At 43.5% G+C, this 12017-nt stretch carries 10 protein-coding genes; all 10 read left to right on the top strand.

The features are described 5' to 3' along the window. Positions 1-241: 241 nt before the first annotated feature. The gene (rpiA, locus tag BU200_RS04745) at positions 242-916 is read left to right on the top strand and encodes a ribose-5-phosphate isomerase RpiA (RefSeq protein WP_075099079.1); all 675 of its coding nucleotides are present in this window, start codon (positions 242-244) and stop codon (positions 914-916) included. A gap of 175 nt (positions 917-1091) precedes the next feature. Beyond that, positions 1092-2303, top strand: a complete 1212-nt coding sequence (locus BU200_RS04740; RefSeq protein ID WP_075099078.1) for a phosphopentomutase — start codon at positions 1092-1094, stop codon at positions 2301-2303. Positions 2304-2490: 187 nt separating this feature from the next. Next, positions 2491-3300, top strand: a complete 810-nt coding sequence (locus BU200_RS04735; RefSeq protein WP_075099077.1) for a purine-nucleoside phosphorylase — start codon at positions 2491-2493, stop codon at positions 3298-3300. A 10-nt stretch (positions 3301-3310) separates the two neighbouring features. Continuing rightward, entirely contained in the window at positions 3311-4021 is a 711-nt protein-coding gene (gene deoD / locus BU200_RS04730; RefSeq protein WP_075099076.1) for a purine-nucleoside phosphorylase, read from the top strand. 402 nt (positions 4022-4423) lie between these two features. After that, on the top strand, positions 4424-6685 hold the full coding sequence (locus BU200_RS04725; RefSeq protein WP_075099075.1) for a glycogen/starch/alpha-glucan phosphorylase: 2262 nt from the start codon (positions 4424-4426) through the stop codon (positions 6683-6685). A 1063-nt stretch (positions 6686-7748) separates the two neighbouring features. Next, positions 7749-8888, top strand: coding sequence for a radical SAM family heme chaperone HemW (gene hemW, locus BU200_RS04720; RefSeq protein ID WP_075099074.1), 1140 nt, complete (start codon positions 7749-7751; stop codon positions 8886-8888). Continuing rightward, on the top strand, positions 8888-9631 hold the full coding sequence (locus tag BU200_RS04715; RefSeq protein WP_075099073.1) for an acyl-ACP thioesterase domain-containing protein: 744 nt from the start codon (positions 8888-8890) through the stop codon (positions 9629-9631). Before hemW ends, BU200_RS04715 begins: the two co-directional genes overlap by 1 nt. Continuing rightward, entirely contained in the window at positions 9615-10235 is a 621-nt protein-coding gene (locus BU200_RS04710) for an NUDIX hydrolase N-terminal domain-containing protein (protein WP_075099072.1), read from the top strand. The genes BU200_RS04715 and BU200_RS04710 overlap by 17 nt, the downstream gene beginning before the upstream one ends. 10 nt (positions 10236-10245) lie before the next feature. Then, a complete protein-coding gene (locus tag BU200_RS04705) occupies positions 10246-11019 on the top strand; it encodes a TIGR01457 family HAD-type hydrolase (RefSeq protein ID WP_075099071.1) in 774 nt (257 codons plus the stop codon). Further along, positions 11009-11638 (top strand): TIGR01906 family membrane protein, encoded by a 630-nt coding sequence (locus BU200_RS04700; RefSeq protein ID WP_075099070.1) that lies wholly within the window; start codon positions 11009-11011, stop codon positions 11636-11638. The genes BU200_RS04705 and BU200_RS04700 overlap by 11 nt, the downstream gene beginning before the upstream one ends. The last annotated feature ends 379 nt before the right edge of the window (positions 11639-12017 follow it).

Below are 12017 nucleotides of genomic sequence, written 5' to 3'. Positions count from 1 at the left end.
GAATAAGCAAACAATTTCTAACTTTTCTTCTACTGATTTTGGACTTCTTTTGGACATGTGAAAACTCCCCTTATAGTGTCTAGTGAATTTTTGTTTTTTCACTGTCCACTATATGGGGAGTATATCAAATTGATAGGAGTTTTTCCTCACTCTTTTTTGCCACTTCAACATCAATTTTCATTTCCAATACGACTGATAAAATGGTATACTGTAATGGAAAACGCTTTAAAAGGAGTATGTCATGGTAAATTTGAAAGAGCAGGTCGGTTTGAAAGCAGCAGAATTTGTGACAGATGGGATGATCGTTGGTCTGGGTACAGGCTCAACTGCCTACTATTTTGTTCAAGAGCTAGGACGTCGTGTCCAAGAAGAGGGGCTTTCAATCCTTGGTGTCACGACTTCCAATGCGACATCAGAGCACGCTGCCTCTCTCGGTATTCCCCTAAAATCAATTGATGAAGTTCCTTATGTAGACATCACGGTTGACGGTGCTGATGAAGTGGATGCTGCCTTTAATGGGATTAAGGGTGGGGGTGCTGCCCTTCTCATGGAAAAGATTGTGGCAGTAAATAGTAAAGAGTGTATCTGGATCGTTGATGAATCAAAGGTTGTTGATACCTTGGGGGCTTTTAAATTACCAGTTGAAGTCGTTCAGTATGGGGCAGAAAATTTATTTAAAAGCTTTGAAGAAAAAGGCTACCGTCCAAGCTTCCGTATGAAAGATGGTGTGAAACTCGTGACAGATATGAAAAACTATATCATTGATTTGGATTTAAGAGAGATTCCTGACGCAGTTGCCCTATCCAATGAATTAGACCATACCGTTGGGGTCGTAGAGCATGGGCTCTTTATCCAGCTGGTATCAAAGGTTATCGTAGGCTATCCAGATGGTCCCCGCTTCCTTGAAAAGCGCTAATACGCCACAAAAAGCCACAGCTTCCTTTAGTAACTGTTGCTGTCCATTGAATTATCATTCTCTTGATTTGCAAGAAGTGTCCTCTATCAAGCGCTTTTCCAAGACATGACTGGGAAAGCGTTTTTGTGTTATAATAGAGATACTCATTTATTAAAAGGAATTAGAGGAGAAAGAGATGGCAAAGTTTAAACGTATGCATGTCGTTGTTTTAGATTCTGTGGGGATTGGTGCGGCACCTGATGCAGATCAGTTTTTTAATGCAGGTGAGCCAGATACAACCTCGGATACTCTGGGACACATTTCAGAAAGAGCGGGTTTGAGTGTGCCCAATATGGCTAAAATTGGACTTGGAAATATTGAGCGTGATACACCACTTCAAACGGTCGCAGCCGAAGAAAATCCAACAGGTTATGTGACAAAGCTAGAAGAAGTATCGCGTGGAAAAGATACCATGACTGGTCATTGGGAAATCATGGGGTTGAATATCACAGAGCCATTCGATACCTTCTGGGATGGTTTTCCAGAAGAGCTTCTTCAACAAATCGAAGCATTTTCAGGACGAAAAATTATTCGTGAGGCCAATAAACCCTATTCGGGAACAGCTGTCATTGATGACTTTGGTCCCCGCCAAATGGAGACAGGCGAGCTGATCGTCTACACCTCGGCTGACCCTGTACTTCAAATTGCAGCCCATGAGGACATCATTCCGCTGGAGGAACTCTACAAGATTTGTGAATATGCGCGTTCGATTACTCTTGAGCGTCCATCCTTACTGGGACGCATCATTGCTCGCCCCTATATCGGAACTCCCGGTCATTTCTCACGGACTGCCAATCGTCATGACTATGCCGTTTCTCCTTTTGCCCCAACAGTCTTAGATAACTTGAAAGCAGCGGGCATTGACACCTACGGTGTTGGAAAAATTAATGACATTTTCAACGGTGCAGGAATTTCCCATGATATGGGACACAATAAGTCAAACAACCACGGTGTTGACAATTTAATCAAGGTCTTGCAAAATGAGGACTTTATCGAGGGCTTGTCCTTTACCAACCTAGTTGATTTTGATGCGGTCTATGGACACCGCCGCGATACAGAAGGCTACCGTGATTGCTTAGAAGAATTTGATGCGCGCCTACCAGAAATAATCGCTCATCTTCGTGAGGATGATCTTCTCATGATTACAGCAGACCACGGAAATGATCCGACCTATGTCGGAACAGACCATACACGTGAGTATGTTCCCCTGTTCATCTTTGGAAAGTCACTAAAAGCAGCTGGTCATCTTCCAATTGGGCACTTTGCCGATATTTCAGCAACCATTGCTGATAACTTTGGTGTTGCAAAGAGCCAGATTGGGGATAGTTTCCTAGAAAAATTGGTATAGGGGAGAAAAGAAGCCCTAGACCAATTCTTATAGCAGAAATAGCAAGATGAATAGTATTTTATTGAAGAAGATCTCGCTATTTTGTGGAAGAAAGGACATCTGTCGGTAGTTAGTTCTATTGAAAAGAGTAGTGCCATAGTAAGTATCAAAAGCCATAGAGGCTATAAATAATAAGGAGAAGAGTAACATGTCATTGATGGAAAAAATTCAAGAAACGAAGAGTTTTTTGGAAGCACAAGGTCTTACAGCACCAGAATTTGGTTTAATTTTGGGATCAGGTTTGGGAGAATTAGCTGATGAAGTGGAAAATGCTATTGTCATCGATTATGCAGATATTCCAAACTGGGGAAAATCGACTGTTGTGGGTCACGCTGGGAAATTGGTCTATGGAGACTTGGCTGGTAAGAAAGTCTTGGCTCTTCAGGGACGTTTCCACTATTATGAGGGCAATCCAATGGAGGTTGTGACCTTCCCAGTTCGTGTCATGAAAGCCTTAGGCTGCCAGAGCATGATTGTGACCAATGCGGCAGGCGGAATTGGCTATGGTCCAGGAACCCTTATGGTGATTAAGGATCATATTAACATGACGGGGACTAACCCGTTGATGGGGGAGAATCTGGATGAATTTGGTCCACGTTTCCCAGATATGTCTGATGCTTACAGCAAGGCATATCGCGCGAGAGCCAAAGACATTGCAGCGAGTATCGGAGTGAAAGTTGAAGAGGGCGTTTATCTTGGGGTATCTGGTCCGACTTATGAAACACCAGCAGAAATTCGTGCCTATCAAACCATGGGGGCGTCTGCGGTCGGAATGTCGACAGTCCCAGAAGTTATCGTGGCTGTGCATTCAGGTATGAAAGTTCTAGGTATCTCCGCCATTACCAACTACGCAGCAGGCTTCCAAAGCTCACTAAATCATGAAGAAGTGGTCGAAGTAACAACGCGCATCAAGGAAGACTTTAAAGGTCTGGTCAAAGCGATCTTGGCAGGATTATAAGGAGAGAAAGATGTCTATTCATATTGGAGCAAAGGTCGGTGAGATTGCTGACAAGATTCTATTGCCGGGAGATCCCTTACGGGCAACATTTATCGCGGAAAACTTCTTAGAAGATGCTGTTCTTTTCAACGAAATCCGTGGTATGTATGGCTATACTGGGATCTATAAAGGGGAGCGTGTCAGTGTTATGGGGACGGGGATGGGGATGCCCTCTATTTCAATCTATGCGCGTGAGTTGATTGTGGATTATGGTGTAAAACGCCTGATTCGTGTCGGTACAGCAGGCTCACTCAATCCGGATGTACATGTCCGTGAGTTGGTTCTTGCACAAGCAGCAGCGACCAATTCAAATATTATCCGCAATGACTGGCCCATGTATGACTTCCCGCAGATCGCCAGTTTCAACTTGTTGGATAAGGCCTATCATATTGCCCAAGATTTGGGGATGAAAACGCATGTTGGGACAGTCTTGTCAACCGACCTCTTTTATTCAAAATTCTTTGAGCAACATCTAGCATTAGGGAAGATGGGAGTTCATGCTGTGGAAATGGAAGCAGCAGCCCTTTATTACCTCGCAGCTCAACATGGTGTAGAGGCGCTTGGCATCATGACCATTTCGGATAGCTTGGTCAATCCTGATGAGGATACGACAGCGCAAGAACGTCAAACAACTTTTACGGACATGATGAAAGTGGGACTAGAAACGCTGATTGCGGAATAGCATAAATAAAACATACTCTTAGAAATGTCAGGTTGAAGAAAAAGTCCATTTTAGATAATTTTCTTCAACCTTTTTTATTTTAAATCAAACGCAAAAAATTCTTAGAAACGCTGCTATATCTGAACTTCTAAGAGTTTTTGTTCTTTGGTAAACAAGCTCTAAAATTACAATTTTTCTTTTACAGATAGGGTTTGTCTACATTCTGAAACCGTCCACTGGACTGACTCGCCTTTACATTTTCAAGCTCGTGAAAAAACCGTCCACTGGACGGTTTTTTTAGGCTAGGTTATTGCCTTTTTGGATAAAGTATAGTATAATATAGTAGAAAGCGTTTCCAAAAATATCGGAAAACTTGCACGTATATTTCTATCTAAACGTGAAAATAAAGGAGTTAACAGAAGCATGATCAATCTACAAAATTTTGTTCAAACCATGTATGCAAAGCGTATCGAGGATTGCTCGGATCAGGAATTGTACTATGCCTTGCTGGCATTTACCAAGCAGCGTAGTGAAGCCAAGTGCACCAATGGTCAAAAGAAGAAAGTTTATTATATTTCAGCTGAATTTTTGATTGGGAAACTCTTGTCGAATAACCTCATCAATTTAGGTCTGTATGACGAGGTGAAACATCAGCTAGCAGAAGCTGGTAAGGATTTGATTACGATTGAAGAAGTAGAGATGGAGCCGTCTCTAGGAAATGGGGGCTTGGGTCGTCTGGCAGCTTGCTTCCTCGATTCCATTGCCAGTCTTGGATTGAATGGAGACGGTGTGGGTCTAAACTATCATTTTGGTCTGTTCCGTCAGCTGTTCCAGTACCACCAGCAGTCAGCTGTGCCCAATGAATGGATTACACCGCGTTCTTGGTTGACAGAATCTCCGATTACCTATCAGGTACCATTTGCGCATTTTACCTTGACATCAAAGCTCTACGATATTGATGTGCCAGGCTATAAGACCGAAAAGAAAAATCGCCTACGCCTGTTTGATCTGGCTTCTGTTGATGATAATATTATCGATGACGGCATTGACTTTGACATGGACGATATTTTCCGTAATTTGACCCTGTTCCTTTATCCTGATGACTCGACAGACCAAGGAAAAATCCTGCGGATTTTCCAACAGTATTTTATGGTATCAAATGCAGCACAGTTGTTGATTGATGAAGCAGTAGCCAAAGGTTCTAACCTGCATGATTTGGCGGACTATGCTGTGGTGCAGATCAATGATACCCATCCGTCGCTTGTGATTCCAGAATTGATTCGTCTCTTGGAAATCCGTGGCATTTCCTTTGATGAGGCGGTAGAGATTGTCAAGAGCATGACAGCCTATACCAACCATACCATCTTGTCTGAAGCCTTGGAAAAATGGCCGCTTGACTTCTTGAAGAAGGTTGTTCCTCATTTGGTACCGTTTATTGAAGAATTGGATCGCCGTGCTAAAGCAATGGTGGACAATCCAGCAGTTAACATCATTGACGAACACGGTCGTGTCCACATGGCGCACATGGATATTCATTATGGATATTCTATCAACGGGGTTGCAGCTCTTCACACCGAGATTTTGAAATCATCAGAACTCAAGGCTTTCTATGAATTGTATCCTGATAAATTCAACAACAAGACCAACGGCATCACCTTCCGTCGCTGGCTCATGCATGCAAATCCACGCTTGGCACATTACTTGGATGAAGTGATTGGTCATGATTACCACCGTCGTGCAGAAGCGCTAGAGGCTTTGCTCGCCTATAAAGATGATACAGCCTTCAAGCAGGAGTTGGAAAAGATTAAACACCACAACAAGCGAAAATTGCAACGCCATATTGCCCAGACACAGGGAGTGGAAGTGAATCCGGATTCTATTTTTGATGTACAAATCAAGCGAATGCATGAATACAAGCGTCAGCAAATGAATGTCTTGTACGTCATTCATAAGTATTTGGACATCAAGGCAGGTAATATTCCAGCCCGTCCCTTGACTGTTTTCTTCGGAGGAAAAGCAGCACCTGCCTACACGATTGCCCAAGATATTATCCATTTGATTTTGGTCTTGTCACAAGTGATTCAGCACGATCCTGAAGTTAGCCCACATTTACAATTGGTGATGATTGAAAACTACAACGTCACTGAAGCAAGTTTCATCATTCCAGCGGCTGATATTTCAGAGCAAATTTCCCTTGCCTCTAAGGAAGCATCCGGTACAGGAAATATGAAATTTATGCTCAATGGTGCCTTGACCATTGGTACAGATGATGGTGCCAATGTGGAAATTCATGAGCTGGTTGGTGATGATAATATCTACATCTTTGGTCAAGATAGCCAGACAGTCATTGATCACTATGCGCACGGTAGCTATCATCCATACAGCTTCTATGAGAAAGAAAGCATTCGTCCCTTGATTGACTTTATCACAAGCGACCTCGTACGCCAAGCTGGGGGAATTGATGAGCGCTTGTGGCGATTGCAAGATAACCTCAAGCACAATGACCACTTTATGACCCTCCTAGACTTGGAAGAATACATTGCGACCAAGGAACGGATGCTAGCAGATTACGAAGATCGTGACGCATGGCTAGAAAAAGTAGTCGTCAACATTGCGAAAGCCGGCTTCTTCTCCAGCGACCGCACGATTGAGCAATATAACGAAGACATTTGGCATTTAAATTAAGATACAAAGCCCGTTAAAAACTCAAAGCGAAAATAGGAAATACTCCTAGAAGCTACTGCTTCTAGGAGTATTTATCTTTTTCGCACAGAGTTTAGGGCGTGTTCAATTCCAAGATACGAGGGCGTTTGACACGAGTTTCACTCGTTCCATCTCCAACCTTCCACAGTCTATTCCTAGACTGTGGAAGCAACTCCTAGACAAAAAGACCAATCGAAGCAGGGTGTTTTGCACCCAATGAGATTGGTCTTTTTGTCAGAGAGTTGTAGCCCGAGTTCAATTATAAGATGTGAAGCCGTTAAAAAACCGACTGAAAAATAGGAAATACGACGCAGAAGCTAGTGAGAGTTTGCTTCGCAAACTTCTATTTCCCGCCTCCAAAGGTATCCCATACCTTTGGAGCTAGGAGTATTTATCTTTTTTCCGAGGTTTTAGGCTGAACTCAATTATACAAGATACAAGGGCGTTTGACACGAGTTTCACTCGTTTTATCTCCCACCTCCCACAGTCTATTCCTAGACTGTGGAAGCGAGCAAAGCAAAAATAGGAGTTTTGACGCAGAACTTTTAGACGAGAGTTTGCTTCGCAAACTTCTATTTCCCGCCTCCAAAGGTATCCCATACCTTTGGAGCTAGGAGTATTTATCTTTTTTCCGAGGTTTTAGGCTGAACTCAATTATACAAGATACAAGGGCGTTTGACACGAGTTTCACTCGTTCCATCTCCAATCTTCCCCAGTCTATTCCTAGACTGTGGAAGCGAGCAAAGCAAAAATAGGAGTTTTGACGAGTGAAAAGCTCCTGTGGAGGTTTTCAGCCTATTTCCTAAAGAATCAGCAGCAGCTAAAACTGAAACAGTTATCGCTCTTTTTTGCACAGCTCGTAGCCCGAGTTCAATTATACAAGACGAGTTAACGAAGTAATAAAAATATAAACTAAATGACTATACTTAGCAAGGTGAGATAACGACTTCAGAGTTCGTTTTTTGACGAGTATAAGAGCCCAGCTCTCCTCCTGTTTTCTATGCCCTCCTCTGACGAAAAAGAGAGTGTGTGGTATAATAGCTTCATGATAAAAAGACCGACTTCAGCCTATGTTCATATTCCTTTTTGTACCCAGATTTGCTACTATTGTGACTTTTCAAAGGTGTTTATCAAGAACCAGCCTGTTGATGACTATCTAGCGGCTCTGATGGAGGAGGTGCGGTTCTATGACTTGCCTCCGTTGAAAACCCTCTATATCGGTGGCGGGACACCTTCAGCCTTAACGGCTGTACAATTGGATTACTTGCTGACCAATCTGGAAGAGCTGCTTGATCTCTCCCAAATAGAAGAATTTACCATTGAGGCCAATCCCGGAGATTTGACGGAAGATAAAATTGCTGTTCTGGAAAAATCTAAGTGCAATCGGGTCTCGCTTGGTGTCCAGACCTTTGATGATCGCATGCTCAAAAAAATCGGTCGTTCTCACAATCAGGCACAGATTTATGAAACGATTAGCGCCTTAAAGGCTGCGAATTTCGATAATATTTCGATCGATTTGATCTATGCCCTACCTGGTCAGACTATGGCGCAGGTTAAAGACAATGTGGCGCGTGCCCTAGCGCTTGATATTCCTCATCTGAGCCTGTATAGCTTGATTTTGGAGAATCATACGGTCTTCATGAATCGGCAGCGCCGTGGCCACCTACACCTGCCTACCGAAGATGTCGAATCGGACATGTTCGAGTATATTCTGCAAGAATTGGAAAAAAATGGTTTTGAGCACTATGAGATTTCCAATTTCACCAAGCCGGGCTTTGAAAGTAGGCACAATCTTATGTACTGGGACAATGCGGAATATTTTGGGCTGGGAGCAGGAGCTTCTGGCTATCTAGGCGGTATGCGCTATCGCAATCGGGGACCCATTCAACATTATCTAAAATCCATTCGGGAAAAGGGACATGCGAGACTCCACGAAGAGCATTTGTCGCAGATCGAGCAGATGGAAGAAGAAATGTTTTTGGGCTTGCGGAAGAAAGCAGGCGTTTCCATTGCTGGTTTTGAAGCGAAATTTGAAACATCTTTTGAAAAATGCTATGGTCAAGTGGTAGCAGACTTGCAGAGTGAAGGCCTCATTCAGGAAGAAAATGGTTTTATCCGAATGACTAAAAAAGGGCTGTTTCTAGGCGATACTGTTGCAGAACGATTTATACTAGGAGAGGAATAATGGGGCTAGGTTATCAGGAAACCCTCACTCTGCCATTTGATATGATAGATGTTCAACAAGAATTGAAACTTCCCGGCTTTTTAGCCTATTGTCTGGCCTTGTCCAGTCGTCAGTCGGAGCTTCTGGGCTTTGGTGACAAGGAAGTTTTTGAGGCGTACGGTCTTGTTTGGGTAGTGACGGACTATGAAGTGGAGATTAGCTGCCTGCCGCGCTATCAGGAAAAGATCACGATTGAGACAGAAGTAGTTGCCTACAATAAATTTTTCTGCTATCGTAGCTTTCATATCTATGATGAGAGGGGAGAAGTGCTTATCACGATTTTAGCCCATCTTGTCCTGATTGATTTTGAGACAAGAAAGGTCAGTCCGCTTCCAGAGGAGCTGCTTGTGCTCTACCAGATTGAAGAGGACAAAAAAGTCGTGCGGACTCCGAAATACGCTAGTCTGGAAAGAGCAGTGGAGCAAGAGCGAGAGGTCAGGTATTTTGATCTTGACCTCAATGGGCATGTCAATAATAGTAAGTATCTTGAGTGGATGTATGAGAGTTTAGGCTATGACTTTCTCCTGGCTCATCAACCAACCTATTTCCAACTCAAGTATCTCAAGGAGGTGTCACCAGAAGTCTTGGTGACAACGAAAGTCGTACAAACAGAGGCTAGTAGCCAGCATGAAATTTGGTCCAATGGCCAACTCAAGGCTCAAGGAATCATCAAGTGGAGGAGACGGGATGACAGCAGAAACTAATTGGCTCAAGTGGGCTATTCGCTTGCAGGCCTTAGCGCAGACAGGGCTTGCTTATAGTAAGGATGTCTATGATATGGAACGCTTTGAAGAAATTCGTCAAATAGCAGCAGAAATGCTCCTTGAACCGTCGGGCTTGTCCTTGGAGCGGGTAGAGGAGTTGTTCTGCAATGAAGCAGGCTATCAAACTCCGAAGCTGGATACAAGAGCTGCTATTATAGAAGGTCACAAAATTCTTCTAGTTCAGGAAAGGGACGGCTTGTGGTCCCTGCCCGGTGGCTGGTGTGATGTGGACCAGTCCACTATGGACAATACCATCAAGGAAGTCCGTGAGGAGGCAGGCCTTGATGTAGAAGTCCTGCGCTTGGTAGCAGTTTTGGATAAGACCAAAAGCAATCCCAGTCGTTCGGCATACCATGTGACCAAGCTCTTTTATCTCTGCCGGTCGCTCGGTGGGCAGTTTCAAGCCAATTCCGAAACCATTGCGAGCGCCTATTTTGCTTTAGATGACTTGCCAGCACTTGCCTTGATGAAAAATACAGCAGACCAGATAGCCCTCTGTTTTGAAGCTCATCAAGCTGAACATTGGGAAACACGATTTGAATGAGGAGAAGAGGATGCCCTATACAGGATATTTAATTGATTTAGACGGAACGATTTACAAGGGGAAAGAGCCTATTCCAGCAGGGAAGCGCTTTATCCATGCCTTGCAGGAGCGCAACCTCCCCTATCTCTTTGTTACCAACAATACAACCCGTCGGCCGGAAGCAGTTCAGACCATGTTGCGGGAACAGTTCAACATTGAGACACCGCTTGATACCATCTATACTGCCAGCCTTGCGACAGTTGATTATATGAATCAAGTGGGAAAGGTAAAGACAGCCTATGTGATTGGAGAAGATGGTCTCAAATCAGCGATTGCAGAAGCAGGATATGCGGAAGACTTAGACAATCCAGCCTATGTCGTGGTTGGACTTGATACCGATTTGACCTATGAAAAAATGACCATTGCTACCTTAGCTATTCAAAAAGGGGCGGTCTTTATTGGCACCAACCCCGATTTGAATATTCCGACCGAACGTGGATTGTTACCGGGAGCAGGTTCCTTGATTGCCTTGCTAGAAGCAGCGACGCGGGTCAAGGCGACCATTATCGGGAAGCCTCAAGCGATTATTATGGACAATGCTCTGGCTCTTTTGGGAACAGAAAAGAGCGCTACCCTCATGGTTGGGGACAATTATCTGACAGATATTCGGGCAGGGATTGATAACGGATTTCCAACCCTCCTTGTGTTGACGGGCTTTACCAAGCCAGAAGAGGTGGCAACACTGCCCCTAGCTCCTACCCACGTTCTGAATAGTCTGGATGAATGGAGCTTCGATGAACAGTAAAATTTCCTTAGTTGCAAGTCTTCTTTTTATCTTGTCAGCAGCTATTGTATGGACGATCTATCTGGCTTGGATTTTTTATCCTTTGGAAATTCAATGGTTAGAATTAGAAAAAGTAGTCTATATGAAGCCTGCCACGATCAGTCATAATTTTAATATCCTCTTGCGTTATCTGACCCTGCCTTGGGAGCATACTTTATCTATGCCTAGTTTTCCTTCATCAGCAAGCGGTTTACACCATTTTCAGCAAGTCAAGTGGCTTTTCCATCTTGCTCAGGCTGTTTTTCTGATGACCTTGCCAGGATTTCTATCTTTTTGGAAAAAGATAGTGAAAAAGGGCTACGGCAGTCTATATCGTTCTGCCTTTGTCACGGCAGCAATCTTGCCGATTGTGATTGGGATTTTTGGAATGATTGTGGGCTTCGATCGCTTTTTTACCCTCTTTCACCAGATTCTCTTTGCTGGGGATAGTAGCTGGCTCTTTAATCCTTATACCGATCCAGTGATCCATATTTTACCAGCAGCATTTTTCCTCCATTGCTTCCTGCTTTTCTTCGTCCTATATGAAGGATTTTGCTTTGCTATGATAGTGATGTGCCATTCCCGAAAGAAGGTTCTATGAGGAAAGGAAGCCTTTGCCTAAGCCAAGAGAGGTGTTTGTTCCAGCATGGCAAAGAGATGAAGAAAAGAAGCCTTTCCGATATGATTTTCAATAGTTAACAGCGACCTCCTAGTTTATGATAGAACTAGGAGGTCTTTTATAGTGAGTTAGCATATATTGCTACTTTTGATACAGCAATGTATTTTATAGCCGTTTAGTTTATTTTTAGTACTAGCTCAAACAGTCTGGGGAGAGACTGTTTGAGGTGGGAAATGAAGAAAACGAAGTTTTCGTTAAAAGTCGCAGGTAGTTGAAATAGTTGATAACTATTTCAAGTGACAGATAAGAAAAGTGTAACTTTTCTCAATGGTACAGCAAGGCGAGTTAACGAAGTAATAAA

Source organism: Streptococcus acidominimus, from assembly GCF_001921825.1.
Classification (GTDB): domain Bacteria; phylum Bacillota; class Bacilli; order Lactobacillales; family Streptococcaceae; genus Streptococcus; species Streptococcus acidominimus.
This window is presented reverse-complemented; position numbering and strand designations above follow the sequence as displayed.